Source organism: Paraburkholderia sp. EG304, from assembly GCF_046543485.1.
In the GTDB taxonomy this organism is placed as follows: Bacteria; Pseudomonadota; Gammaproteobacteria; order Burkholderiales; family Burkholderiaceae; genus Paraburkholderia; species Paraburkholderia youngii.
Map to the genome: position 1 here is coordinate 18,874 of NZ_JBKGUA010000021.1, position 26,526 is coordinate 45,399.

At 64.8% G+C, this 26,526-nt stretch carries 24 protein-coding genes and 1 tRNA gene; 19 read left to right on the forward strand and 6 right to left on the reverse strand.

The annotated features are described in order from the left end of the window. Positions 1 to 87: 87 nt before the first annotated feature. Positions 88 to 1,317 carry a DNA-processing protein DprA gene (gene dprA / locus ACLFKU_RS23880; protein ID WP_410850693.1) on the reverse strand — a complete coding sequence of 410 codons (1,230 nt, stop codon included), beginning with the start codon at positions 1,315 to 1,317 and terminating at the stop codon, positions 88 to 90. Between the two features lie 275 nt (positions 1,318 to 1,592). Between dprA and def the strand changes: the two genes are divergently transcribed. The 14 genes from def (at position 1,593) to ACLFKU_RS23950 (ending at position 14,334) form a co-directional block, all read left to right on the forward strand. Then, positions 1,593 to 2,096, forward strand: coding sequence for a peptide deformylase (def, locus tag ACLFKU_RS23885; protein ID WP_176122366.1), 504 nt, complete (start codon positions 1,593 to 1,595; stop codon positions 2,094 to 2,096). Positions 2,097 to 2,125: 29 nt separating this feature from the next. Beyond that, the gene (gene fmt / locus ACLFKU_RS23890) at positions 2,126 to 3,121 is read left to right on the forward strand and encodes a methionyl-tRNA formyltransferase (protein ID WP_368583214.1); all 996 of its coding nucleotides are present in this window, start codon (positions 2,126 to 2,128) and stop codon (positions 3,119 to 3,121) included. A gap of 115 nt (positions 3,122 to 3,236) precedes the next feature. Continuing rightward, on the forward strand, positions 3,237 to 3,878 hold the full coding sequence (locus ACLFKU_RS23895; protein ID WP_410850694.1) for a LysE family translocator: 642 nt from the start codon (positions 3,237 to 3,239) through the stop codon (positions 3,876 to 3,878). A gap of 105 nt (positions 3,879 to 3,983) precedes the next feature. Further along, the gene (gene htpX, locus ACLFKU_RS23900) at positions 3,984 to 4,841 is read left to right on the forward strand and encodes a zinc metalloprotease HtpX (protein WP_013088049.1); all 858 of its coding nucleotides are present in this window, start codon (positions 3,984 to 3,986) and stop codon (positions 4,839 to 4,841) included. 197 nt (positions 4,842 to 5,038) lie between these two features. Next, complete coding sequence (gene rsmB / locus ACLFKU_RS23905) at positions 5,039 to 6,478, forward strand: 16S rRNA (cytosine(967)-C(5))-methyltransferase RsmB (protein WP_410850695.1); 1,440 nt, start codon at positions 5,039 to 5,041, stop codon at positions 6,476 to 6,478. Next, positions 6,475 to 7,074: a DUF4390 domain-containing protein gene (locus ACLFKU_RS23910; protein ID WP_368583217.1), complete on the forward strand. Its 600-nt coding sequence runs from the start codon at positions 6,475 to 6,477 to the stop codon at positions 7,072 to 7,074. The genes rsmB and ACLFKU_RS23910 overlap by 4 nt, the downstream gene beginning before the upstream one ends. After that, on the forward strand, positions 7,064 to 9,490 hold the full coding sequence (locus tag ACLFKU_RS23915; RefSeq protein ID WP_410850696.1) for an ATP-binding protein: 2,427 nt from the start codon (positions 7,064 to 7,066) through the stop codon (positions 9,488 to 9,490). The genes ACLFKU_RS23910 and ACLFKU_RS23915 overlap by 11 nt, the downstream gene beginning before the upstream one ends. Then, positions 9,491 to 10,180, forward strand: coding sequence for a response regulator transcription factor EsaR (gene esaR, locus ACLFKU_RS23920; RefSeq protein ID WP_176109833.1), 690 nt, complete (start codon positions 9,491 to 9,493; stop codon positions 10,178 to 10,180). 94 nt (positions 10,181 to 10,274) lie between these two features. Further along, a tRNA-Phe gene (locus ACLFKU_RS23925) sits at positions 10,275 to 10,350 on the forward strand. A 392-nt stretch (positions 10,351 to 10,742) separates the two neighbouring features. Next, entirely contained in the window at positions 10,743 to 11,474 is a 732-nt protein-coding gene (queC, locus tag ACLFKU_RS23930) for a 7-cyano-7-deazaguanine synthase QueC (RefSeq protein WP_026228978.1), read from the forward strand. A 54-nt stretch (positions 11,475 to 11,528) separates the two neighbouring features. Beyond that, entirely contained in the window at positions 11,529 to 12,161 is a 633-nt protein-coding gene (queE, locus tag ACLFKU_RS23935; RefSeq protein WP_013088055.1) for a 7-carboxy-7-deazaguanine synthase, read from the forward strand. Positions 12,162 to 12,170: 9 nt separating this feature from the next. Next, complete coding sequence (queD, locus tag ACLFKU_RS23940) at positions 12,171 to 12,614, forward strand: 6-carboxytetrahydropterin synthase QueD (protein ID WP_368583353.1); 444 nt, start codon at positions 12,171 to 12,173, stop codon at positions 12,612 to 12,614. Between the two features lie 203 nt (positions 12,615 to 12,817). After that, the gene (locus ACLFKU_RS23945) at positions 12,818 to 13,600 is read left to right on the forward strand and encodes an HpcH/HpaI aldolase family protein (RefSeq protein WP_410850697.1); all 783 of its coding nucleotides are present in this window, start codon (positions 12,818 to 12,820) and stop codon (positions 13,598 to 13,600) included. Beyond that, positions 13,597 to 14,334: a tetratricopeptide repeat protein gene (locus ACLFKU_RS23950; protein WP_410850698.1), complete on the forward strand. Its 738-nt coding sequence runs from the start codon at positions 13,597 to 13,599 to the stop codon at positions 14,332 to 14,334. The genes ACLFKU_RS23945 and ACLFKU_RS23950 overlap by 4 nt, the downstream gene beginning before the upstream one ends. A 79-nt stretch (positions 14,335 to 14,413) precedes the next feature. Here ACLFKU_RS23950 and rodA read toward each other — a convergent pair whose 3' ends face one another. The 5 genes from rodA to ACLFKU_RS23975 form a co-directional block, all read right to left on the reverse strand. Continuing rightward, complete coding sequence (rodA, locus tag ACLFKU_RS23955; protein ID WP_410850699.1) at positions 14,414 to 15,562, reverse strand: rod shape-determining protein RodA; 1,149 nt, start codon at positions 15,560 to 15,562, stop codon at positions 14,414 to 14,416. A 10-nt stretch (positions 15,563 to 15,572) separates the two neighbouring features. Then, entirely contained in the window at positions 15,573 to 17,948 is a 2,376-nt protein-coding gene (gene mrdA / locus ACLFKU_RS23960; RefSeq protein WP_410850700.1) for a penicillin-binding protein 2, read from the reverse strand. 79 nt (positions 17,949 to 18,027) lie between these two features. Continuing rightward, complete coding sequence (mreD, locus tag ACLFKU_RS23965; RefSeq protein ID WP_176109827.1) at positions 18,028 to 18,540, reverse strand: rod shape-determining protein MreD; 513 nt, start codon at positions 18,538 to 18,540, stop codon at positions 18,028 to 18,030. After that, a complete protein-coding gene (gene mreC, locus ACLFKU_RS23970) occupies positions 18,537 to 19,700 on the reverse strand; it encodes a rod shape-determining protein MreC (RefSeq protein ID WP_410850701.1) in 1,164 nt (387 codons plus the stop codon). Before mreC ends, mreD begins: the two co-directional genes overlap by 4 nt. 154 nt (positions 19,701 to 19,854) lie before the next feature. Continuing rightward, the gene (locus ACLFKU_RS23975; RefSeq protein WP_004189550.1) at positions 19,855 to 20,898 is read right to left on the reverse strand and encodes a rod shape-determining protein; all 1,044 of its coding nucleotides are present in this window, start codon (positions 20,896 to 20,898) and stop codon (positions 19,855 to 19,857) included. Positions 20,899 to 21,270: 372 nt separating this feature from the next. On the opposite strand from ACLFKU_RS23975, the gene gatC reads away from it, so the two are divergent. The 5 genes from gatC (at position 21,271) to ACLFKU_RS24000 (ending at position 26,501) form a co-directional block, all read left to right on the forward strand. Beyond that, on the forward strand, positions 21,271 to 21,570 hold the full coding sequence (gatC, locus tag ACLFKU_RS23980) for an Asp-tRNA(Asn)/Glu-tRNA(Gln) amidotransferase subunit GatC (RefSeq protein WP_013088063.1): 300 nt from the start codon (positions 21,271 to 21,273) through the stop codon (positions 21,568 to 21,570). A 158-nt stretch (positions 21,571 to 21,728) separates the two neighbouring features. After that, on the forward strand, positions 21,729 to 23,216 hold the full coding sequence (gatA, locus tag ACLFKU_RS23985; RefSeq protein WP_410850702.1) for an Asp-tRNA(Asn)/Glu-tRNA(Gln) amidotransferase subunit GatA: 1,488 nt from the start codon (positions 21,729 to 21,731) through the stop codon (positions 23,214 to 23,216). A 5-nt stretch (positions 23,217 to 23,221) separates the two neighbouring features. Then, on the forward strand, positions 23,222 to 24,697 hold the full coding sequence (gene gatB, locus ACLFKU_RS23990) for an Asp-tRNA(Asn)/Glu-tRNA(Gln) amidotransferase subunit GatB (protein ID WP_368583225.1): 1,476 nt from the start codon (positions 23,222 to 23,224) through the stop codon (positions 24,695 to 24,697). A 132-nt stretch (positions 24,698 to 24,829) separates the two neighbouring features. After that, the gene (locus ACLFKU_RS23995) at positions 24,830 to 25,669 is read left to right on the forward strand and encodes a PPK2 family polyphosphate kinase (protein WP_410850703.1); all 840 of its coding nucleotides are present in this window, start codon (positions 24,830 to 24,832) and stop codon (positions 25,667 to 25,669) included. Between the two features lie 52 nt (positions 25,670 to 25,721). Beyond that, positions 25,722 to 26,501 (forward strand): exodeoxyribonuclease III, encoded by a 780-nt coding sequence (locus tag ACLFKU_RS24000; protein ID WP_368583227.1) that lies wholly within the window; start codon positions 25,722 to 25,724, stop codon positions 26,499 to 26,501. The last annotated feature ends 25 nt before the right edge of the window (positions 26,502 to 26,526 follow it).

The following is a 26,526-nucleotide window of genomic DNA, read 5'->3' on the forward strand; positions in this document are numbered from 1 at the left end:
GTGTGCTTTGTCGGATGCTTTGGCGCGAATGTAGCATGGCCGCTCGCGAAAAGTTGCCAATCCGCGTTGATGCCGGTCAGTCTCGGCTCAGTCATGATGGGCTCGCATGAAGCGGCCGCCGGGCAGCAGCGTGACCTCGCCGGCGAGTTCGAGCCGGAGCAGGGCGGCGTGCAGGGCCGCGTCCTCCATCTCGGTGCGGGCGGCGAGAATTTCAAGCGTGGTCGGTGAATGGCCCAGCGCGGCGAGCAGACGTTGGGAGTCGGGCGCGAGCTCCGGCAGTGGTCCCGGCTCGGACGACCGTGTCTCGGCGAAGGCGGCGCTCGCAGCTTGCAAAGCGGTCCCGCTCGACGAAACGCGCGAACGCGCCCGATCCGGCGGAACGGCCTGCTTCGCCGCGCGTCCCGCGTTGCTCGCCGTCCGTCGGACAAAACCCAGTTCTTCCAGCACCTCGTCCGGCGTTTCCACGAGCCGCGCCCCCTGCTTGATCATTCGATGACAGCCGCGCGACAACGGCGCGTAAATCGATCCGGGCAACGCGAACACGTCGCGGCCCATCTCGTTGGCAAGGCGCGCGGTAATCAGCGAACCGGAGCGCATAGCTGCCTCGACGATCACGACTCCGCTGACGAGCCCGGCGATCAGCCGGTTGCGCTGCGGGAAGTTGGCGGCGCGCGCCGGCGTGCCGAGCGGCCACTCCGACAGAATCGCGCCCTGCGCCGCGATTTGCCGCGCGAGCGCCTGATGCGCGGCCGGATAGACCAGATCCGCGCCGGTGCCGACCACCGCGACCGTTCCGCCGACACCTTCCAGCCCGCCCCGATGCGCGGCGCCGTCGATGCCGAGCGCGAGTCCCGATACGACCGTCACGCCCGCCGCCGACAGCTCGCGCGCGAACCGCCGCGCATCCTCGATGCCCTGCGGCGTCGCGCTGCGGCTGCCCACCAGCGCGACCGCACGCGTATGGAGCAGGTCGAGCCGGCCCTTTATATATAGCAGCGGCGGCGGATCGGGCATCGTCAGCAGCGCGGGCGGATAAGCGGGGTCGTCGAGCGTGACGATCTGGTTGCCCGGCTGCTCTCGCCATGCGAGCACCGCGTCGAGTTGGCCGTCGAACGCCGGACCCGGCGGCGCCAGCACGGCGCGCGCCGCGGCCTCACCGGCGACCTCGGCGAGCGCATCCGGCGACTGCGCAAACAGCGCTTCCGGCAGCCCGAATGCGGCTAGCAACAGGCGCAACGCCGCGGGTTTGAGGCCCGGTGCAAGCGCCAACCGCAGCCAGGCGGTCAGTTCGATACGGGTTGCGGGCAACGTGTGCATGCGGGTCGCTCCTCTGGCGGGGCCTGCGGGCAGGCGGGCGCCATGCTAAAATTTTCATGATCTGAAATAAAACCGTGCATATAGAACGGCAATGAGCCGCGAATAGCCGCGGCGCCGCGCGTGAGCGCGGGTTCGTCGTCGGGCGCGCGAGGCGCGTTGAATCGAACCGGTTCGACACCATCTATCCTCTGCGTATTACGACGGGCTCACAACCTGGCCAAATGGCCAACGCGAGCCTCCAATGGTTAGCGGCGTCTGAAATCACACTCGAAATCATGGCTTTACTGAACATCCTCAATTACCCCGACAAACGGCTGCACAAGGTGGCGAAGCCAGTCGAGGAGGTCAACGACCGTATCCGCCGCCTCGTCGCCGACATGGCCGAAACGATGTACGCGGCGCCCGGCGTCGGCCTCGCCGCCACCCAGGTGGACGTGCACGAACGCGTGATCGTGATCGACGTGTCGGAAACGCACGACGAACTGCTCGCGTTCATCAACCCGGAAATCATCTGGTCGAGCGATGAGAGGAAGTTGTCGGAAGAGGGGTGCCTGTCGGTGCCCGGAATCTACGACAACGTCGAGCGTGCCGAGAAAGTGCGCGTGCGTGCGCTCAACGAGAAGGGCGAAACGTTCGAGCTCGATTGCGAGGGGCTTCTCGCCGTGTGCATCCAGCACGAGATGGATCACCTGATGGGCCGCGTGTTCGTCGAATATCTGTCGCCGCTGAAGCAAACGCGCATCAAGAGCAAGATGAAGAAGCTCGCCCACGCGATGTAACGCGCTTTCAACTTGCCCGCCGCTCATTCATGACTCATTCGTTGCGCGTCATCTTCGCCGGTACGCCGGAATTCGCCGCGGCCGCGCTGGCCGCGATTCATCGCGCCGGGTTTGCCGTGCCGCTCGTCTTGACGCAGCCGGACCGGCCCGCGGGACGCGGCATGAAGCTGCAGGCAAGCCCGGTCAAGCGTTACGCACAGGAACATGGCCTCGCAGTCGCGCAGCCCACATCGCTGCGCCGCGCCGGCAAGTACCCCGAGGAAGCCGCCGCCGGCATCGAGCAACTGCGCGCGACGCCGCACGACGTGATGGTGGTCGCCGCCTACGGGCTGATCCTGCCGCAGGAAGTGCTCGACATTCCGCGCTTCGGCTGCATCAACATTCACGCTTCGCTGCTGCCGCGCTGGCGCGGCGCGGCGCCGATTCATCGCGCGATCGAGGCGGGCGACGCCCAAACCGGCATCACGCTGATGCAGATGGACGCCGGCCTCGACACCGGCGCGATGATCTCCGAAGTCCGCACCCCGATCTCCGCCGACGACACCACCGCCACGCTGCACGACCGCCTCGCTGAGCACGGCGCACAACTGATCGTCGACGCGCTGATCGAGCTCGAGCGCAGCGGCAAGCTGGCCTCGACCCCGCAACCGGCCGACGGCGTGACCTACGCCGAGAAAATCGCCAAGCACGAAGCGGCGCTCGACTGGCGCCGCCCGGCCGAGGCGCTTGCGCGCCAGGTACGCGCGTTCGATCCGTTCCCCGGTGGCGCCGGCACGCTCGACGACGGCAACACCGTCAAGATCTGGGCCGCCACCGCCGTTGCCTCGCCGGCGTCGGGCAGCAGCAAGGCGCCGGGCACCATCACCGAGGTTTCTGCCGACGGCGTGCTGGTCGCTTGCGGCGAAGGCGCACTGCGTCTGACGCAATTGCAGAAGCCCGGTGGCAAGCGCCTGCCGGTGCGCGAATACCTTGCCGGTTCGCCGCTCGCCGCAGGCCAGCGCTTCGAGCTTCCCGAGGCGCAATAAGCGCGGCGCGCACGCCAGAGCATCGTCGATTCCGCCGGCGTTCCCGGCGCCCGCCGCGAGCCAGCCGCGCGTTAGAATCCTCATGCAGCAGACCAGGTTTTCGAGGGTTCATCACATGTTCGGCATCGTCCATTTCGAGTTTTTCATCGTCGCGGTTTTTCTCCTGAACATCACGCCGGGGCCGGATACCGCTTATATCGTCGGGCGCAGCGTCGCCCAGGGCCGCGGCGCGGGGCTGATGTCGGCGCTCGGCATTTCGGCGGGCTGCTGCATTCACTCGCTGGCCTGCGCGTTCGGCCTGACCGCGCTGCTGGCCGCGTCGGCCACCGCGTTCACCATCGTCAAATTCGTCGGCGCGATCTATCTGATCTATCTGGGTGTGCGCCTGATCTTCACGAAGCCGGCCGCGGGCGCACCCGCCAGCGACGCGCGTGCGCCGTCCACGCCGAAGTCACTGCGGCAGTTGTTCCTGCAAGGCTTCTGGACCAATGTGCTGAACCCGAAGGTCGTGCTGTTCTTCGTGTCGTTCTTCCCGCAGTTCGTCGCAACGGGCAGCGAACACAAGACCTTCGCGTTTTTGACGCTCGGCGCGGTCTTCGTGCTGATGAGCATGGTTTGGAACAGTTTCGTCGCGTGGATTGCGGGCAGTGTCACGCAGCGTTTCTCGGGCAAGCCGACGGTGAAGCGTTGGCTCGATCGCGGCGTCGGCAGCGCGTTCGTGGGCCTCGGCATCAAACTCGCGACCGCCTCGCGATGATTGAATTTTCCCGCATCGCCCATATCTAACATTTCTCTTACAATCTGGCGCCGCAATCGCGCGGCACGGAGATGAAGGCCACGCTCAGGGCAAGGAGTCGCAGACATGTTCAATTGGGTGAAAACCGCGATGTTGATGGCCGCGATTACGGCCCTTTTCATCGTGATCGGCGGGATGATCGGCGGGTCGCGCGGCATGATGCTCGCGCTCGTGATCGCCCTTGGGATGAATTTCTTTTCGTACTGGTTCTCCGACAAGATGGTCCTGCGCATGTACAACGCGCAGGAAGTCGACGAAAACAGTGCGCCGCAGTTCTATCGGATGGTGCGCGATCTCGCCACGCGCGCGAACCTGCCGATGCCGCGCGTCTACCTGATCAACGAAGACGCGCCGAACGCATTCGCCACCGGCCGCAATCCGGAGCACGCGGCGGTCGCGGCGACCACCGGCATTCTGCGCGTGCTGTCCGAGCGCGAAATGCGCGGCGTGATGGCGCACGAACTTTCGCACGTGAAGCACCGCGACATTCTGATCTCGACGATTTCTGCGACCATGGCCGGCGCGATTTCCGCATTGGCGAACTTCGCGATGTTCTTCGGCGGCCGCGACGAAAACGGGCGTCCCGCGAACCCGATCGCGAGCATCGCGGTTGCGCTGCTCGCGCCGATTGCGGGCGCGCTGATCCAGATGGCGATTTCGCGTGCGCGCGAATTCGAAGCCGACCGTGGCGGCGCGCAAATTTCGGGCGACCCGCAGGCCTTGGCGTCGGCGCTCGACAAGATCCATCGCTATGCGAGCGGCATCCCGTTCCCGACGGCCGAGGCGCATCCGGCCACCGCGCAGATGATGATCATGAATCCGCTCTCGGGCGGCGGTATCGCGAACCTGTTCTCGACACACCCTGCGACCGAAGAACGCATCGCGCGTCTGATGGAAATGGCGCGCACCGGGCGCTTCGACTGAGCCGCAGCCTCGTTCGGCGCGTCGAGTCTGAAGTATTGAAGAGCGGGCCCGCGAGGCTCGCTTTTTTTTCGCACCGTTCGTCGCCACCGCGCGACAGCGTCTGCCGCCGCCCCCGCACGGCGGCGCCCCACCGGCGCCACGCTACAATGTGCGCTGATTGCGCCGCGCGCACCGTGCGGCTGGCCCTTGCTCCCTTCATGACTTCAAAGCCTTCTTCGCGTTCTGCTTCCTCGTCGGCGCGCTCGCGCGAATCCCGTTTGTCGGCGCTGCATCTGTCGCCCGAATCGCTCGGGTTCGCGCTCGACTGCGCGGCTCAGGCCGTCGGCGCCGTGCGTCTCGGCGCGGCCTTGCCCGCGGCGCTGCAGAGCGTGCTCGTGTCGATGCCCGAGGGCAACGCCGCGGCGGCGCGCGGCGCGGTGCAGGACATCGCCTATCGCACGATGCGCCGTCTCGCGACCGCCGAGTGGCTGATTGCGAAGCTCGTGAAGAAAGCGCCGCCGCCGCACGTCGCGCATGTGCTGGCGTGCGCGTTCGCACTGCTCGTCGACGACGAAGCGAGCGCCGCTTACACGCCGTTTACGGTCGTCGATCAGGCGGTCAGGGCGATTGGCGCACGCCGCGAGTTCGGGTTCGCGAAGGGGCTCGTCAATGCGGTGCTGCGTAACTTCTTGCGCGAGCGCGACATGTTGCTCGCCGCCGTGCAAGCCGACGAAGCCGCGCGCTGGAACTATCCGGCGTGGTGGATCGACGCGGTGAAGCGCGCATGGCCGGAGGCATGGCAATCGGTGCTGGCCGTCGGCAACACGCAAGGTCCGCTGACGTTGCGCGTGAACGCACGCCATTCGACGGTCGACGCCTATCTGCAAGAGCTGCAACGCCAGCAGATCGCCGCGAGCAAGACGGGCGAGCACGCGGTCACCCTCGCCACGGCGATACCGGTCGAGCGCATTCCGGGCTTCAGCGAAGGGGTCGTGTCTGTACAGGACGCGGGCGCGCAACTCGCCGCGCAACTGCTCGGCGTGCGTGACGGCATGCGCGTGCTCGACGCATGCGCGGCCCCTGGCGGCAAGACCGGCCATCTGCTCGAACTCGCCAACATTCAACTCGTTGCGCTCGAAAGCGATGCGTCGCGCGCGCGCCGCATCGGCGAAAACCTGCGGCGTCTGAAGCTCGAAGCGGAAGTGCGCATCGGCGACGCGGGCAACCCCGCGCAGTGGCACGACGATCTTGATCAGCCGTTCGACCGCATTCTCGCCGACGTGCCGTGCTCTGCGTCGGGCATCGTGCGGCGTCATCCGGATATCCGCTGGCTGCGTCGCCAGTCGGATATCGCCGCGCTCGTCGCCGAACAGCGCCGCATTCTCGACGCGCTGTGGCCGCTCGTGAAACCCGGCGGTGAGCTGCTTTACGTTACCTGTTCGATCTTCCCCGAAGAAGGCGAGTTGCAGGCTCAGTGGTTTGGAAACCAGCATCAGGATGCGGTACGATTGGACGCGCCGGGGCAGCTTTTACCCTCAGTTGCCCGCGCGCCCGCCGACTCATCGGCCGGTTCTCATGCTGGACGACCCGCTGATTTCAGCGCCGGCACGAACTCAGACCACGACGGATTTTTCTACGCGCGCTTTCAGAAACGGTGACCATAAAACGCTTCTTCCCGCTTCGGCTCGCTGCCGTGCTCTGGATCGCGCTGGCCGTCTGGCTTGCAGCGCCGGGCGCGGCGCACGCTGACTCGATCGCGGTGCAGCGGGCGTCGCTGCAGGCCGACAGCGGCGGCTGGAGTCTCGATGCGCATTTCGAATTCGAGCTGAACAGCAATCTCGAAGACGCGGTCAACAAAGGCATCCCGCTTTATTTCACGACCGATTTCGAACTGAGCCGGCCCCGCTGGTACTGGTTCGACGAGCAGCCAGTCAGCGTATCGCAAAGCTTGCGGCTGTCGTTCCAGCCGCTCACGCGCGAATATCGCGTGTCGAGCGTGCAATCGGGCGGCTTGCAGCTCGGCTTTTCCACGCTGAAGGACGCGCTCGCGGTGATCAAGCACGTGACCTCGTGGCACGTGATTGACCGCAATGAGGTGCGTGTCGGCGAAACCTATAACGCGTCGGTGCGCATGCAACTCGATATCGGGCTGATGCCCAAGCCATTCCAGATCGACGCGGTGAACAACCGCGACTGGAACCTCGCCTCCGATTGGAAGCGCTTCACTTTCACGGCGGCAGATCGTGCTAAATAAAGTGCGCTCATCTTCCACCAGTGTCAGCAGCATCGTCGTGCGCGTGCTGGTGTCGACGGTCGCGGTCACGGCCGTGCTGCTGCTCGTATTGCTGGCCGCCGCGAGCGCGAACACCGAATTTTTCGACCGCTACTACCAGTGGCTGTACGCGGCCAACGTCGCGGTCGCGATGATCTTTCTGCTGGTGGTGGCGACGCTCGTCGTCATCATCGTCGTGCGATTACGCACGGGCAAATTCGGTACACGGCTGCTCGCGAAGCTTGCGTTCTTCATGGCGCTGGTCGGCGTGGTGCCGGGCGGCATCATCTACATCGTGTCGTATCAGTTCGTGTCGCGCAGCATCGAGTCATGGTTCGACGTGAACGTCGAAACCGCGCTCGCGTCCGGCCTCAATCTCGGGCGCGGCATGCTCGACGCGTCGCTGTCCGATTTGCAGACGAAGGCGCGTCTGATGTCCGAGCAGATCGCGAGCGCGGATGCGGCCGGCACCACGCTGACGTTGCTGCGTCTGCGCGACCAGTTCGGCGTGCAGGACGCGACGATCGTCGAGCCGACCCGCAGCATGTCGGGCGCGACGCCGGACATGCACGTGGTCGCGCAGGCGTCCAGCAATTACGCGATGCTGCTGCCGAACGATCTGCCGACACCGCTGATGATCGAGCAGGCGCGCGGCCACGGCTATGCGGCGATCGAAGGCGAGGTGGACGGCGACGCGCATGCGCAGGGCGGCAAGGGCGCGCTGCGTCTGCGCGTGGTGCAGCGTATTCCCGATGCGAACGCATCGCTATTGCAGCCCGCCGAACGCTTCCTGCAACTGACGCAGCCAGTTTCGACGACACTCGCGCGCAACGCCGACGCGGTGCAGCGCGCGTATCGCGAGTATCAGGAGAAGGCGCTCGGCCGTACGGGCCTGCGCAAGATGTACATCGGCACGCTGACGCTGTCGCTGTTTCTCGCGACCTTCATCGCGATGATGCTCGCGCTCGCGCTCGGCAATCAGCTCGCGCGGCCGCTGTTTCTGCTCGCGCAGGGCACGAAGGAAATCACCGAGGGCGACTACACGCCGAAGCGCGAGATCAAGTCGCGCGACGAACTGGGCTTCCTCACGCAGTCGTTCAACGCAATGACGCGGCAGTTGGCGGAAGCGCGCGGGGCGGTCGAGAAAAATCGTATCGCGCTCGAGCATTCGAAGGCGTATCTGGAGAGCATCCTCGCGAACCTGACCGCGGGCGTGTTCGTGTTCGACCGACAGTTCCGGCTGACCACTGCGAATCGCGGCGCCGAGCGGATTTTCCGTCAGCCGTTCCAGACGGTGCTCGGATCGTCGCTCGATCAGATCGGCGTGCTCGGCGAATTCGGCGCGATGGTGCGCAAGGCATTCGCCGATCGCGAAGCGGCGAGCGAAGACGGCCATGACGATAACGGCCATTGGCAGCAGCAGTTCTCGGTGCCTGTACCCGGCGAGACCGAGCCGCTCACGTTGCTCGTGCGGGGCGCGCGCCTCGTCGCGGCGAACGAGCGCGATGCCGAAGACATCCAGACCTCTGGCTACGTGGTCGTATTCGACGACATCTCCGACGTGATCTCCGCGCAGCGTTCGATTGCATGGGGCGAAGTCGCACGGCGCCTTGCGCACGAGATCAAGAATCCGCTCACGCCGATTCAATTGTCGGCCGAGCGTTTGCAGATGAAGCTCGCCGACAAGCTCGCGCCGTCGGATGCGGACGTGCTGAAGCGCGGTGCGACGACGATCGTCAATCAGGTCGCCGCGATGAAGCAGATGGTCGACGATTTCCGCGACTACGCGCGCACACCGCCCGCGGTGCTCGCGCATCTGCAATTGAACGATCTGGTCAGCGAGGTGCTCACGCTGTACGGTATCGAGGAAGGCAAGGGCGCGATCCAGATTGAGCTCGCGGCCCTGCCCGCGATACGCGGCGACGCGACGCAATTGCGTCAGGTGATCCACAACCTGCTGCAGAACGCGCAGGACGCGGTCGCCGAAGTCGCGCATCCGCGTGTTTTGCTCGAGACGAGGACAGTAGAATACGGAGACCCCGACGTGCAAGGCAAGGCGCGCGTCGCGGTGCGTCTGACCGTGTCGGATAACGGACCGGGCTTTCCCGCGCGTATCCTCACGCGCGCGTTCGAGCCGTACGTGACGACCAAGGCCAAAGGTACGGGTCTGGGACTTGCGATGGTCAAGAAGATCGTCGACGAACATGGCGCGCGCATCGACATTCGCAATCGCATGAAGGCTGGCGACGTGATCGAAGGCGCGCAGATTTCGATTCTCTTCCTTCAACTGGCGGACGACCCCGCGCAGCCGGGTGCACCTGGTTCGGGTGCGCATCCGGCGCATGGTGGAGCGTCGCAGGGAACGACAAAAGCAACAGTGCAGACAAGGGCAGCGTAAATGGCAACCATCCTGGTGGTAGATGATGAAATGGGCATCCGGGAACTGCTCTCGGAGATCCTCAGCGACGAAGGACACGTCGTGGAGGCCGCTGAAAACGCGCAGGAAGCGCGCGAGTTCCGGCTGCGTCAGGCGCCGGACCTCGTGCTGCTCGACATCTGGATGCCGGACACCGACGGCGTGACGCTGCTCAAGGAATGGGCCGCGCAAGGTCAATTGACGATGCCCGTCATCATGATGTCCGGTCACGCGACGATCGACACCGCGGTCGAGGCCACCAAGATCGGCGCGCTCAACTTCCTCGAAAAGCCGATCGCGTTGCAGAAGCTGCTGAAGGCGGTCGAGCAAGGACTCGCGCGCGGCAACTCGGCGGCCGTGCCAGGCGGTGTGGCCGCGAAGCCGGCGTTGCCCGTCAGCGCATCGTCGGTCGCGTCGGCGGCCGCGTTGCCGATGCTGTCGGCCGATGGCGTCGGCGGCGGCGCGCTCGCCGCGCAAACCGCGTCGATCTCGTTCGACATTCCGCTGCGCGATGCGCGCGACGCGTTCGAGCGCGCGTACTTCGAATATCACCTCGCGCGCGAGAACGGCAGCATGACGCGCGTCGCGGAGAAGACCGGTCTGGAGCGCACGCATCTTTATCGCAAGCTGAAGCAACTCGGCGTCGATCTCGGCAAGAACAAGGGCGAGTGAGCGCCACCTGTTGCATGCGAACGCGGCTAGGCAAAATTTTTTATGAAAGGGCTTGCTGAACTGCGGATCGCTTGATATAGTTTCGTTCTTCGTTGGCCCGGTAGCTCAGTTGGTAGAGCAGCGGATTGAAAATCCGCGTGTCGGTGGTTCGATTCCGCCCCAGGCCACCAGGATTCAGCCCCAGGAAATCGCAAGATTCCTGGGGCTTTTCCGTTTGGCGGACAAGTCGTCACTTTGGCTCGCCATGCTGTTGGAACCGCGCGTAGGACAGCAGGCGTCGGTGACATTCGGTGTCGCGTGATAAAATCGCGCCAGTTCAAGGACTTGCCTGCAGGCGTCGCACGCGGTCGTACACCGCGCGAATGCGGTGCCGAGCGTATCGCACCGAAGCACCCAACCCTTCGCCCGACGATCGGCGGTATAAGCGCCCAGCCACGTTCACGCGCAACGCGCGACCTATACTGCTTTGGGCCGGCACAATGCCGGCACACGTCGCGCCGCGTTGCTCGCATAGCGCACCTCGCGCAGCGCGACGTGGCACTCTCATTCACGGAGTATCACGGTGATCCGCAAAGACGCTAAGCGTAGCGCGCTCGTGCTGTTTTCCGGCGGCCAGGATTCCGCCACGTGTCTCGCGTGGGCGCTCGATCGTTACGACACGGTCGAAACGATCGGCTTCGATTATGGTCAGCGTCATCGCGTCGAGCTTGAATGCCGCGAGGGGTTCCGCCAGGCTGTCGTGCGTGCGTTTCCTGCATGGGCCGATCGTCTCGGCGACGATCACACGATCGACCTGTCGCTGCTCGGCGCGATCAGCGACACCGCGATGACGCGCGAGATCGAAATCGAAGCCACGGCCAATGGGTTGCCGAACACGTTCGTGCCGGGCCGCAATCTGATGTTCATGACGATTGCCGCGGCTATCGCATATCGGCGCGGTTTGCAGGTGCTGGTCGGCGGGATGTGCGAGACGGACTTCTCGGGCTACCCCGATTGCCGCGACGACACGATGAAGGCGCTGCAGGTCGCGCTGAATCTCGGCATGGACACGCGCTTCGCGCTTGAGACACCGCTGATGTGGCTCGACAAGGCCGACACATGGCGTCTCGCACACGAGCTCGGCGGCGACGCACTGGTCGAACTGGTGCGCGTCGAAACGCACACGTGCTACCTCGGCGAACGCGCCGAGCTGCATTCATGGGGCTTCGGCTGCGGCGAATGCCCGGCATGCCGGTTGCGCAAACGTGGCTATGAGGCTTACCTCGCCGGTGAAAAAGTCACCGAGCCAGTGTGACGGTTCGCGCAAGAGCGCGCATCATTGATTCAGGAACACAGGACAGATAGCAGCATGACGTACGCGGTCAAGGAAATCTTCTACACGTTGCAGGGCGAGGGCGCGAATGCCGGGCGGCCGGCCGTGTTCTGCCGTTTCGCGGGCTGCAATCTGTGGTCGGGCCGCGAAGAGGATCGCGCGGAAGCGGTCTGCCGTTTCTGCGACACCGATTTCGTCGGCACCGACGGCGAGAACGGCGGCAAGTACCGCACACCTGACGAACTCGTCGCGATGATCGCGTCGCAATGGCCGCAAGGCGAGGGCGAACGCTTCGTCGTGTGCACCGGTGGCGAGCCGATGCTGCAGATCGATCAGCCGCTCGTCGACGCGCTGCACGCGGCCGGCTTCGAGATCGCGATCGAGACCAACGGCTCGTTGCCGGTGCTCGACACGATCGACTGGATCTGCGTGAGCCCGAAGGCTGACGCGCCGCTCGTCGTGACCAAGGGCAACGAACTGAAGGTCGTGATCCCTCAGGACAACCAGCGCCTCGCCGACTACGCGAAGCTCGACTTCGAGTATTTCCTCGTCCAGCCGATGGACGGTCCGTCGCGCGATATCAACACGAAGCTCGCGATCGACTGGTGCAAGCGTCATCCGCAGTGGCGCCTGTCGATGCAGACTCACAAGTATCTGAACATTCCCTGATTTGCCGTGCTGACGATTACCCGAAAACTCGAATTCGACGCGGGCCACCGCATCCCCGATCACCGCAGCCAGTGCCGTAATCTGCACGGCCATCGCTATGTGCTCGAAATCACGCTGCAAGGCGATCTGGTCGACACCGAAGGCGCGCCCGACCGCGGCATGGTGATGGACTTCGCCGACGTGAAGTCGCTCGCAACCGAACACCTGGTCGACAAGTGGGACCACGCGTTTCTCGTCTACGAAGGCGACACGCAGGTGCGCGGCTTTCTCGACAGCATGGCGGGTCACAAGACGGTCGTGATCGATCGCATTCCCACGGTCGAAAACCTCGCCGCGATTGCGTTCGATATTCTCGCGAACGTCTACGACGCGCACTACGGCGTGAATCTGCGCCTGCATAAAGTGCGTCTGTACGAGACGCCGAACTGCTGGGCCGACGTGGTCCGCGACTAGCTTCCAGCCCGAAGCCACACCCCGGCGCGCGAGCAAACTCTAGCGTTATTGTCACGGTATGATCGTTCCGACCAACACACGGAGCGAGACATGCCGGTCACCGCATCGCGTCGCAGCAGGCATCGAGGCCGTCAGCGCCCCGGTGCCTGCCTGATTCGCTATCTGGCCCCGCTTCGAATTGCAACCCTGCGCGAGGCCAGCCGATGAGCACCTTCACCAACTCCCTCAAACAACGTCTGAAGGACAACGCGCCGCTATTCGGGCTGTGGTTGTCGCTCGGCAGCGAAGCCGGCGCCGAAGCGCTCGCGCACGCCGGCTTCGACTGGCTGCTGATCGACATGGAGCACGCGCCGAACGATAGCGGTGGTGTCGAGTCGCAACTGCGCGCGATCGCCGCCGCCCATCTGCCGAGCGAGCCGGTGGTGCGCGTGCCAGCGAGCGAGCTGTGGCTCGTCAAGCGCGTACTCGACGCCGGCGCGCGCACGCTGATGTTCCCGAACATCGAATCCGCTGAAGACGCGGCACGCGCCGTGCGGCTCACCCAATATCCGACCGCCGAGGCCCTCGACGGACTGCGCGGTGTCGCGGGCGTCGTGCGTGCGGCCGGCTACGGCATGCGACGCGACTACGTGCAGACGGCCAACGCACAGATCGCGACGATTGTGCAGATCGAATCGGCGCGCGGCTTGCGGGAGGTCGAGCAGATCGCGGCGACGCCGGGCGTCGACTGCGTGTTCGTCGGGCCGGCCGATCTCGCCGCGAGCCTCGGTCATCTGGGCGACGCGAAGCACGCGGACGTGCAGGCAGCGATGGCGCGTATCGTCAGCGCGGCGGACAAGGCCGGCATTGCCGCCGGCATCTTCGCGATGGACGTGGCCAGCGCGCGGCAGCATCGCGACGCGGGCTTTCGCTTCGTGGCGCTGGCCGCCGACGTGATCTGGATGTTGCGCGCGACGCGTCAGGCATTACAGGAGGTGAGGTCATGAACGGCAGAGTGCAGGGGGGCGCCGGGCCGAGGATTGCGCGGGTGACCGCGCAAGTGACCATTACGGCGGCAGCGCTGCTCGCGAGTACCGCATGGAGCGCCGCGTACGCACAGGATCACGTCGCAAGAGCGAACGATCCGCAGACGCAATCCGCAGTGGCCGATTACAACGCCGGCAACCTCGCCGCTGCGCTGACCGAATTCCGCGAGGCCGCCGAGCGTGGCAGCCGGCTCGCCCAATTCAACTACGCGATGATGCTGCTCAACGGCGAAGGCACGCCGGTCAACGTCGACGAAGGCAAGAAGTGGCTGCGCAAGGCCGCCGACGCGAACATGTCGCACGCGCAATATGTGTACGGCAAGATGTACGACGATGGCGAGTTCGTCGAGCGCGACCCGGTGGAGGCGCATCGCTGGTTCATGAAGGCGGCTGCGCAGGGTCATGTGCAGGCGGAGCTCGCGCTCGCGAACCAGTTCCTCGACGGACGCGGTACCGAGCGCGACAACAAGCAGGCGTTCGTCTGGTACAAGAAGGCGGCGCAGGGCGGCGACATGACCGCGCAGTATGTGACTGGCTCGTTCTACGAGCGCGGCGGCGATGGTGTCGACCGGAATCTGAATGTGGCACGCGCGTATTACGCGGCCGCGGCGGCGCAGGGCGATCCGGCCGCGCGCCTGAAGTATCAGCAGTTGAGCGCGCAGTTGCGCGATCAGAAGGAAGTGAAGCCGCAGTAATGAGGTAGCAATAAAGCAAAAGGGCGCTCGCAACGAGCGCCCTTTTGCATTTTCGATTGCTGCGTGCCGCTAGCGACGCTTAGCTCTGCATCAACCGCTTCTGTCGCGCGACACTCATGATCAGCCCGGTCGCGACACCCAATGTAGTCAGCGCGGTGCCACCGTAACTCATGAACGGCAACGGCACGCCGACCACCGGCAGAATCCCGCTCACCATGCCGATATTGACGAACGCGTACGTGAAGAACGCCATCGTCAAAGAGCCGGCCAATAATCGCCCGAACAAGGTCGCGCCGTTGGCCGCGATGTAGAGCCCGCGCGCGATCAATAGCATGTACAGCGTGAGCAGCACGATCCCGCCCGCCAAACCGAACTCTTCCGAAAACACCGCGAAGATGAAGTCGGTGTGCTTCTCGGGGATGAACTCCAGATGCGCTTGCGTGCCCTTCAGCCAGCCCTTGCCGAGCGGGCCGCCCGAACCGATCGCGATCACCGCCTGAATCGTGTGGAAGCCTTTGCCGAGTGGGTCCGAGGTCGGATCGAGCAGCGTGCAGATACGGTGCTTCTGATAGTCGTGCATCAGCGGCCACTGCACTTCGGGCTGACAGATCTTGTCCTGGAACGCCGCGATCGACGCAACCGCGATCACGCCTGCGATCAGCACCGGTACGATCAGCTTGAAGCTCAGCCCCGCGAAGTAAATCACGAACAGGCCGGCGGCGAACACGAGCACGGCCGTGCCGAGGTCGGGCTGTTTCGCGATCAGGCCGACCGGCACGATGAGGATCGCGAAGCCGACCAGGTAGTCGTACCAGCGCATCACACCTTCGCGGCGCTGGTAGTACCAGGCGAGCATCAGCGGTGTCGCGATCTTCAGTATTTCCGATGGCTGGATCACCACGCCGACGTTGATCCAGCGCTTCGCGCCCTTGCGCGTGAGACCGAACATCGCGACTGCGACCAGTAGCGCGATCCCGAACGTGTAAAGCGGGACCGCGAAGCGCATCAGCGTATTGGGCGGCACATTGGCGAGCCCCCACATCAGCACGAAGGTGAGCAGGATGTTGCGCAGCTGGTCTTCGACGCGGCCCGGCACGTCGAGGCTCGCGCTGTACAGCGTGACGATGCCGACGCACAGCAGCAGAAACACGATCAGTGCGAGCGGACGGTCGAAGCCCGCGAACATCCGCTTGATGCGGTCGAGCCAGGCGCGCTTGTCGAATTGCATGCCTTTCTCCTTATTCGTCGATACCGCCGGTGGCGGGCTGGCGCGGTGACGCGCCCTGGACGCTGTCCTCGCGCGAGGGGGCCGCGACGCTCGGCGCCGGCTCACTGGCCGGACGGGGTTTGTGCGGGGCGCCGGACGTACGCGACGCGGATTGCTTTGCCGCGGCCGAAGCCGATGCCGGCCTGGCCGCCGACGCCGCCCGCGCCGCGCCGGCCGAAGCCGCTGCCGGTGCGCTGGCCGGCACCGTTGCCGCCGCGCCAGCCGATGCCGCCACCGGCACGGACGCGCCATTCGCGTCCGAAGCCGCAACAGCCGCCGACGCACCCGAGGCCGCCACGGCAGCCGCCGCCCCCGGCACCGGCAGTGCCTTGAAGCCCGCCGCAATCCTCAGCGGCTGGGCGCCCTCATGCTGCGTCGGCGTCTCACCGACCTGTGGCGCGGACGCTTCGGCGGTGTTCGATGCCGCTGCCGCGACGGCGGCTTCCACCACGCCGGGCTTGTTCTTGCCGACCAGGTAATAGTCGAGCACCCGGCGCGCGATCGGACCGGCCGCCTCCGCGCCCCAGCCGCCGTTTTCGACGATCAGCGCGAGCGCGATCTTCGGTTGCTCGACTGGCGCGAACGCGATGAACAGCGCGTGATCGCGCAAATTCTCGGCGATCGCGTGACCCTTGTAGTTCGCGCCCTGCAGCGAGTACACCTGCGCGGTACCGGTCTTGCCCGCCGCCTGGTACGCGGCGCCCGCGAACACCTTGGCCGCCGTGCCGTTCGTGACCACGCCTTCCATCGCGTGCTTGATGAAGTCGATATCCTGCTGCTTGACCGCGATCTTGTCGCTCGGGTCGCGCACCACCGGCCGCGTGTCCTTCGTGATCGGATTCTCGATGTCGCGCACGAGGTGCGGCTTCATCACGACGCCGTTGTTCGCGAGCGTTGCGGTGGCATGCGCGAGCTGCAGGATCGTGAACGAGTTGTAGCCCTGACCGATGCCGAGGCTGACCGTTTCGCCTTCGTACCACTTCTGCTGCTCGGGGCGGCGATACGCATGGCGCTTCCAGTCGGTCGACGGCAGGATGCCTTTCGCTTCGCCGGCGATGTCGATGCCGGTGATCTGTCCGAAACCCCACGGCTTCATGAAGTTCGCGATGTTGTTGACGCCGAGATCGTGCGCGAGCATGTAGAAGTACGTGTCGTTCGACACGACGATCGCGCGATTCATGTCCACCCAACCCTGGCCCGAGCGCACGTCGTTGCGGAACGTGTGGCCGCCGAACGTGTAGTAGCCGGGGTCCTGGAAGCCCCAGCTCGGCGTGCGCTTGTGCAGCGACAGCGCGGCGAGCGCCATGAACGGCTTGTAGGTCGAGCCCGGTGGGTAGGTGCCGTGTAGCGGCCGGTTCAGCAGCGGATGGTCGGGCGAGTTGTTCAGCTCGTCCCAGGTCTGCTGGTCGATGCCGTCGACGAATGAATTCGGGTCGAAGCTCGGCGCCGACACGAACGCGAGCACGTCGCCGGTGGACGGCTCGATCGCGACGAGCGCGCCGCGACGTCCGGCGAACGCCTGCTCGGCGACCTGCTGAAGGCCGATGTCGAGCGACAGCACGAGGTTGTTGCCCGGCGTCGCCTGGGTGCGCGACAGCGTGCGCACCGGGCGGCCGCCCGCCGTCACCTCGACTTCCTCGAAGCCGGTCTGGCCGTGCAGCTCGGTTTCGTAGCTCTGCTCGACGCCGATCTTGCCGATGTAATCGGTGCCCTTGTAGTTGTTCGCGTCCAGACGCGGATCGTAGTGGTCCGGATCGCTGTCGTTCTGATCGCTGGCGTCGTCGATGCGGTCCTGGTCGCGCTGCGAAATCCGTCCGATGTAGCCGATCACGTGCGCGGCGGTCGGCCCGAGCGGGTACTGGCGGAACAGCCGCGCGCGCACTTCGACGCCGGGGAAGCGGAAGCGCTGCGCGGTGAAACGCGCGACTTCGTCGTCGGTCAGGCGCGTGCGGATCGGCAGACTTTCGAAATTCTTCGAGTCTTCCTGCAGCTTCTTGAAGCGGCGGCGGTCGCGCGCGTCGATCGAGACTACCGTGCCGAGGTTGTCGACCACGTTATCGAGCGTGTCGTTCAGCTTCGACGGTGTGATTTCGAGCGTGTAGGCCGAGTAGTTCTTCGCGAGCACGACGCCGTTGCGGTCGGTGATGATGCCGCGGTTCGGCACGATCGGCGCGACGGAGATGCGGTTTTCATCGGCCTGCAGCGAGTACTTGCTGTAGTGCCAGACCTGCAGGAACAGGAAGCGGAAGCCGATCAGCCCGAAGCAGACGAACACGAACAGGCCCGCCGCTGCGACGCGCAGGCGGAATTTCGTGAGCTGCTGTTGAGTGTCCTTGAATTCGGTCATGCGATTCTGCAAAAGGCCGGCGTGCGGCCATCAAGAGTGTGCGCCCAAACTGGCCGCGGGCGGCGGGCCCGATGCGGGATCAAATGGGGCGCGTATCGTCCGGGTCAGCCGGGCGGCGCTGCGGCATCAGCAGCAAGATGCTCGCGAGCGGCCACAGCGCGGCTTCGACGAAACCGTCGATCAGATAACTCCAGCCCGGAAACGCCGCACCGGTCAACAGGCGGATCACGAACGGCACCAGTTGCGCGACGACGAGCAGTGGCATCACCGCGAAGGTTTGCACGCCGAGCGACATCCACAACACGCGGCGGTGAATCGTGATCGCGCCGTACGACAGCAGCGTGTAGGCGAGCGCGTGTTCGCCGAGCAGGCTCGCGTTGTGCACGTCCATCAGCAGGCCGAGAAAAAACGCGATGCCCATGCCGACCTTGCGCGGCTGATGCACATTCCAGAACAGCAACACGAGCGCGACGAAATCGGGCACGCCGGCGAGACGCCCCCACGGCATCAGGTTCAGCAGGAACGCGGAGGCGAGGCTGAACGCGATGAAGTACGGGTTGACTGGCTGCAGGATGTATTGCGGGCGATTCATGGCTGAGCCCCCGGCTCGGCTTGCGGCTTCGCGTTCTTCGCGGCGGCCGGTTTTTCGGCTTTTCTGTCGGCTGCGGGCTTTTCGGGCTTCTTGTCGGCGGCGGGTTTTTCGGACTTCTTGTCGGCGCTGGGTTTGGCCGGCGCCTTCTCCGTGGATTTGGCTGGCGGCTTTTCGGCCGCGGCTTTATCGGCGGCGTTCTTGTCCGCCGACTTGCCGGTGGATTTGTCCGCCGCGCCCTTGCCTTCCGCGGCTTTGACGCCCTTCTTCGCTTTCGCCTCTTTCGCGACGGTTGCCGCGTCGGGTTCGTCGGCCGGGCGCGGCGGCGCGGTGTTTTGGACGTGCAGCACCAGCACCTGACGCGCGCCGCGCACCGCCGCGACCGGCAGACTGACCACGCGGGCAAACGCGGTGTCGGCCTGCTTGTCGACGCGTACGACCTTCGCGACCGGCAGCCCCGGCGGATACACGCCGTCGAGACCGCTGGTGACGAGCTCGTCGCCGGTTTGCACGTCCGCGCTGATCGGCACGAAGCGCAGATCGAGTGTGTCGCCCTTCGGCGTGCCGTAGATCACGCTGCGCAAGCCGGTGCGCAGAATTTCGACCGGCACCGCCTGGTCCTTGTCCGTCAGCAGCGTGACTTCGGCCTGCAGCGGGAACACGCGTGTGACCTGGCCGATCACGCCGTCCTCGTCGACGACCGGCGAGCCGTTCTGGATGCCTTGTTGAGCGCCCCGTCCGATCACGACCTTCTGCGTGAACGGATCGCGCGTGTCGTACTGGATTTCGGCGGGAAGCGATTGCGTGGTCAACTGCTGCGACAGTTGCATCAGCGCGCGCAGATGGCTGTTCTCGGCAGCGAGCGACGCGGCCGTGTTGGCCTGCTGCGACAGTTGCAGATCCTTCTCGCGCAGCTTCGCGTTTTCGTTGCGTAGCGTGGCGCTCGTTACGGCGAGATCGGCGGCGCCCACGAAGATGTCGCGCGGCACGAGCGCCGCGCGCTGCAACGGATAAAGACCCGCGCCGAGCACGCCGCGGACGATTTCGAGCGTCTGGAAGCGGGCGTCGGAGATCAGCAGGGCGAGCGCCAGCACGACGAAGAAAACCAGTCGCGCGAGAGCGGAGGGGCCTTGCTTGAACAGGGGCGGCGGACTGTATTCCATGGTCGGCGCCGGGGGCGTGAGCGGTTGGGTGAGACGGCGGCGCGCTAGGCAAGCGCGGTCAGCGCGCGGAGGCTGGTCGGCCCAGCCAACGACAAAGCGGCCCGCAAGGGGCCGTGTGCCAGATCCGCGCTACTGACATTGGAGGAAGGCTCGCTTACTCGTACGAGAAGATGCTGCCGAGCTTGTCCATGCGCTCGAGCGCCATGCCCGATCCGCGCACGACGCAAGTCAGCGGATCTTCGGCGACGAGCACCGGCAGGCCGGTTTCTTCGGCCAGCAGTCGGTCGAGATCGCGCAGCAGCGCGCCACCGCCGGTCAGCATCATGCCGCGCTCGGCGATGTCCGCGCCGAGTTCCGGCGGCGTTTGTTCCAGTGCGATCTTTACCGACGACACGATCTGGTTCAGCGGATCGGTCAGCGCTTCGAGGATTTCGTTGCTGGAGATCGTAAAGCTGCGCGGAATGCCTTCCGACAGATTGCGGCCCTTCACTTCCATTTCCTTGACTTCGGAGCCCGGGAACGCGGAGCCGATTTCCTTCTTGATGGCTTCGGCGGTCTGCTCGCCGATCAGCATTCCGTAGTTGCGGCGGATGTAGTTGACGATCGCTTCGTCGAATTTGTCACCGCCGACGCGCACCGAGCCCTTGTACACGATGCCGCCGAGCGAGATCACGCCGACTTCGGTCGTGCCGCCGCCGATGTCGACGACCATCGAACCCGTTGCTTCCGACACCGGCAGGCCCGCGCCGATCGCGGCGGCCATCGGCTCCTCGATCAGGTATACCTGCGAGGCGCCCGCGCCGTGCGCGGCTTCCTTGATCGCGCGACGCTCGACCTGGGTCGAACCGCACGGCACGCAGATGATGATGCGCGGCGACGGCGAGAACATGCGCGATTCGTGAGCAGTCTTGATGAACTGCTTGATCATCTGCTCGGTGACGGTGAAGTCGGCGATCACGCCGTCTTTCATCGGGCGGATCGCCTCGATGTTGCCCGGCACCTTGCCGAGCATCTGCTTGGCTTCCTTGCCGACTGCCTGAATGGTCTTCTTGCCGTTCGGGCCGCCTTCCTGGCGGATCGACACGACCGACGGTTCGTCGAGAACGATGCCCTTGCCGCGCATGTAGATAAGCGTGTTGGCGGTGCCGAGGTCAATGGCCAGGTCGTTGGAGAAGTAGCTGCGCAAAAAACCGAACATTCAAAATCCTGTCTCGCTGGGGGCCGGGCCTCGCACCGTATGCGTAGGACGGCAGCGGAATAAATAACAGCTTCAACCGGGCGGTAGCGACGCCACATGAACTTGAAGCCGCGGGGGAGTCTACCGGAGGCCGTTGCAAAGCCAGGGCGGAAAACGCCGGACGTTCTTTGAATTGTCCGTAAGGCCTTGGTAAGTCGGTCCGGGTTTGGGTCGAACGCGTAATGATACCTTATAATTTTGGATGTTTTGAAGGAAACGGAGCGTACATTTTTCCGTTGCCGCTTCTTTTTTCAGATTGCCTATCTTGTCGTAACCCGCTGTTACAGCGCGACTTTTTAACTGTTGTGGGATTCCACCCTTTCCGGTGACTGCATGGCTCTGACACTGACCGATGTAAAACGCATCGCGCATCTCGCGCGGCTCGAACTGGCCGATTCCGACGCAGAGCACACGCGTGCCCAGCTCAATGATTTTTTCGGCCTCGTCGAGCAGATGCAGGCGGTCGATACCACCGGCATCGCCCCGCTTGCCCACCCGATCGAGCAGATCGAAGACGTCGCGCTGCGTCTGCGTGACGACGCCGTCACCGAGACGGTCGAGCGCGAGGCTTTCCAGCGCCCCGCGCCGGCCGTTCAGGACGGCTTGTACCTCGTGCCGAAGGTGATCGAATAAGACCCGCCGGGCAGACCCTCGGCCCGGCGTCGGCGCGAGTCTTTCGTGCCGCAGCCGCGCGGCGTCGCCGCGTACCTTGCCGGGCCGTCTGCCGACGGGCAACCGAACGCCTCCACGGCAGCGTCACTACGCTGCCGCGCTTTCCAGGATAAAACGCAATGCATGAAAAAAGTTTGACCGAACTGCGCGCCGCGCTCGCGGCCAAGGAATGCTCCGCAGTCGAACTGGCGCAGTTGTACCTCAAGCGGATCGACGCGGCCAACAGCCTGAACGCGTTCATCCAGGTCGATCCCGAACTGACGCTCGCGCAGGCGAAAGCCGCCGACGCGCTGCTGCACACCGGCCACGCCGGCCCGCTCGTCGGCGTGCCGATCGCGCACAAGGACGTGTTCGTCACGAAGGGCTGGCGCTCCACGGCCGGCTCGAAGATGCTCGCGAACTACGAGAGCCCGTTCGATGCGACCGTGGTCGCGCGTCTGCAGAACGCCGGCATGGTGTGCGTGGGCAAGACCAACATGGACGAGTTCGCGATGGGCTCGTCCAACGAGAATTCGTATTTTGGCGCCGTGCAGAATCCGTGGGACCGCAAGGCCGTGCCGGGCGGTTCGTCGGGCGGCTCGGCGGCCGCCGTAGCCGCGCGTCTCGCGCCCGCCGCGACCGGCACCGACACTGGCGGCTCGATCCGTCAGCCGGCGTCGTTCTCGGGTATCACGGGCATCAAGCCGACGTATGGCCGCGTGTCGCGCTACGGCATGATCGCGTTCGCGTCGTCGCTCGATCAGGGCGGCCCGATGGCGCAAAGCGCCGCGGACTGCGCGACCCTGCTCAACGCGATGGCCGGCTTCGACGAGCGCGACTCGACGAGCCTGTCGCACGAGCACGAGGATTACACGCGCTACCTCGGCAAGTCGTGGCGGGACGGCGGCGCGGACAAGCCGCTCGCTGGCCTGCGCATCGGCCTGCCGAAGGAGTACTTCGGCGCCGGTCTCGCCGACGACGTGCGCGCGTCGATCGACGCCGCGTTGAAGCAGTACGAAGCGCTCGGCGCGACGCTCGTCGAGGTGTCGCTGCCGAAAACCGAACTGTCGATCCCGGTCTACTACGTGATCGCGCCGGCCGAAGCCTCGTCGAACCTGTCGCGTTTCGACGGCGTGCGCTTCGGCCACCGCGCGGCCGAGTACCGCGATCTGCTGGACATGTACAAGAAGTCGCGCGCCGAAGGCTTCGGCCCCGAAGTGAAGCGCCGCATTCTGGTCGGCACTTACGTGCTGTCGCACGGCTACTACGACGCGTACTACCTGCAGGCGCAGAAGATCCGCCGCATCATCGCGCAGGACTTCCAGGAAGCGTTCAAGCAGTGCGACGTGATCATGGGACCGGTCGCGCCGTCGGTGGCGTGGGACATCGGCGCGAAGGGCGACGATCCGGTGCAGATGTATCTGGCCGACATCTACACGCTGTCGGTGAGCCTCGCTGGCCTGCCGGGCATGAGCGTGCCGTGCGGTTTTGGCGCGGGCACGAATGCTCAGCGCCCGGTCGGTCTGCAGATCATCGGCAACTATTTCAATGAAGCCCGGATGCTGCAGGTGGCCGACGCGTTCCAGCGCGCGACCGACTGGCACCGTCAGGCACCGGCAGGAGTGTGAGCACCATGACGAAACAATGGGAAGTCGTGATCGGTCTGGAGACCCACACGCAGTTGTCGACGCATTCGAAAATCTTCTCGGGCACCGCGACCCAATTCGGCGCCGCGCCGAACACGCAGGCAAGCCCCGTCGATCTGGCCTTGCCGGGCACGCTGCCGGTGATGAACCGCGGCGCGGTCGAACGTGCGATTCAGTTCGGCCTCGCGATCGGCGCAACGGTCGCGCCGCGCAGCATCTTCGCGCGCAAGAATTACTTCTACCCGGATTTGCCGAAGGGCTACCAGATCAGCCAGTACGAAATTCCCGTCGTGCAGGGCGGTCAGGTGACGATCCAGGTGCCGGCCAATGAAAAGGCGGGCAAGGAAGCGTACGAGAAAACCATCAACCTGACGCGTGCCCACCTCGAGGAAGACGCGGGCAAGTCGCTGCACGAAGACTTCGCTGGCATGACCGGCATCGATCTGAATCGTGCCGGCACGCCGCTGCTCGAAATCGTCACCGAGCCGGAAATGCGCAGCGCGGCCGAGGCCGTTGCCTACGCGAAATCGCTGCACACGCTCGTCGTGTGGCTCGGGATTTGCGACGGCAACATGCAGGAAGGCTCGTTCCGCTGCGACGCGAACGTGTCGGTGCGTCCGCTCGGCCAGAAAGAATTCGGCACGCGCGCCGAGATCAAGAACCTGAACTCGTTCCGCTTCCTCGAAGAAGCGATCCAGTACGAAGTGCGTCGCCAGATCGAGCTGATCGAAGACGGCGGTACGGTGGTGCAGGAAACGCGTCTGTACGATCCGGACAAGCGCGAAACGCGGTCGATGCGCAGCAAGGAAGACGCGCACGACTATCGCTATTTCCCCGACCCCGACCTGATGCCGCTCGTGATCGACGCAGCATGGGTCGAGCGCGTGAAGAGCGAGATGCCGGAGCTACCCGAAGCGATCCAGCGGCGCTTCGTGTCGCAGTACGGCCTCACGCCGTACGACGCGAACGTGCTGACCTCGAGCAAGGCGACGGCCGCTTACTATGAAGCGGTGGTCGCGAAGGTCGGTCCGGCCAACGCGAAGGTCGCGGCGAACTGGGTGATGGGCGAAGTGTCGTCGCAGCTCAATCGCGAAGGCCTCGACATTGCCGCGTGCCCGGTCTCGGCCGCACAGCTCGCGCTGGTTCTGCAACGCATTGCCGACGGTACGATCTCGAACAAGATCGCGAAGGAAATCTTCCTCGCGATCTGGGAAGAGAAGGCCACCGACGAAGCCGCCGCCGATCGCATCATCGAGGCGAAGGGCCTGAAGCAGATTTCGGACACCGGCGCGCTCGAAGCGATCATCGACGAAGTGCTCGCCGCGAACCAGAAGTCGGTCGACGAATATCGCGCCGGCAAGGAAAAGGCGTTCAACGCGCTGATCGGCCAGGCGATGAAAGCAACCAAGGGTAAGGCCAACCCTGCTCAGGTCAATGAATTGCTAAAGAAGAAGTTGTCCTGAGTTGAAGTGCCGCGGCCGGGCGTGGTCACGCCCGAGTCATCACGGGCCGTTGCCGGATCGAAGCAGGGCAACGGCCCGTTTTATTTTGCGGACCCGCTTCAGCCGGTTAAGCGCAGACCACGGAGTGTGTGCATGACAAAGCATCCCGATCTCGACGATTTCCGCGTGCCGTACTTCGACGACGGCAAGAAGAAAAACCATTTCTCGCTAGACCATTTCGATCCTAAGGCCAAGCCGTTTTCGAGCGGCTCGAAAGACGCGGACCGCGCGCGTCTGTCGGAAGTGGGCCTGCTGCTCGACAACCTGCAGGAGCGGCTGCACGCGCAGCGCAAGCGTCGCGTTCTGCTGGTGCTGCAAGGCATGGACACGAGCGGCAAGGACGGCACGATTCGCGCGGTATTTCACGAAGTCGACCCGCTCGGCTTGCGCATCGTGCCGTTCAAGGCGCCGACGCCCGTCGAGCTCGCGCATGACTTCCTGTGGCGCGTGCATTCGCAGGCACCCGCGGCTGGCGAGCTGACGATCTTCAATCGCAGTCACTACGAAGACCTGCTCGTTCCGACCGTGCAGGGCGAACTCGACGCCGACGCCTTCCAGCAGCGCTGCTGCCACATCCGTCAGTTCGAGCAGTTGCTCGCCTACAGCGGCGCGACGATCCTCAAGTGCATGCTGCACATTTCGAAGGACGAGCAGCGTGTGCGTTTGCAGGAGCGCATCGACGATCCGCTGAAGCACTGGAAATTCGACGTGTCGGATCTCGAAGCGCGCAAGCAGTGGGACGCATATCAGTCCGCGTATCGCGACGCGCTGGCCGCGACGTCGACCGAATACGCGCCGTGGTACGTGATTCCGGCCGACTCGAAGACGCATCGCAACGTGATGGTCGCCGAACTGCTGCTGCGCACGCTCAATGCGCTGAGACTCGAATATCCGTCAGCGAAGGAATCGCTGAAGGGCGTCAAGGTCGAGTGAACGCGACCTCGCCCTTTGGCCCCAGAAACGAATCGAACAAAAGAGGAACGACATGTTGCGTGTGATTACCGCCAACCTCAATGGCATCCGCTCGGCGGCCAAGAAGGGCTTTTTCGAATGGTTCGGCGAACAAGGCGCCGATGTGCTGTGCGTGCAGGAAATCAAATGCTCGCAGGACGACATGACGCCGGAGTTCATGGCGCCGCACGATTTCACCGGCTATTTCCAGCACGCGGTGAAAAAGGGCTACAGCGGCGCGGGCGTCTATACGCGTCATGAGCCGGACGAAGTGGTGATCGGCTTCGGCAGCGAGGAGTTCGACCCGGAAGGGCGCTATGTCGAGCTGCGTTTCGGCAAGCTGTCGGTGGTTTCGGTGTATGTGCCGTCGGGGTCCAGCGGCGACGAGCGCCAGCAGGCCAAGTTCCGTTTCATGGACGAGTTCATGCCGCATCTCGCCGAGCTGGCGAAGGAGCGCGAGGTGATCGTATGCGGCGACGTGAACATCGTGCACAAGGAAATCGACATCAAGAACTGGAAGAGCAACCAGAAGAATTCGGGCTGCCTGCCCGAAGAGCGCGCGTGGCTCGATAAACTGTTCGACGAAGTCGGTTATGTGGACGTGTTCCGCACGCTCGACCCGCGGCCCGAGCAGTACACGTGGTGGAGCAATCGCGGTCAGGCGTATGCGAAGAACGTCGGGTGGCGGATCGATTACCAGATCGCGACGCCGGGCATCGCAAGCAAGGCGAAGCGCACCGATGTGTTCCGCGACATCAAGTTCAGCGACCATGCGCCGCTGACCGTCGACTACGACCACAAGGTCAGCAAGTAAGCCCATCGGCCGCCGGCGCGTGCAG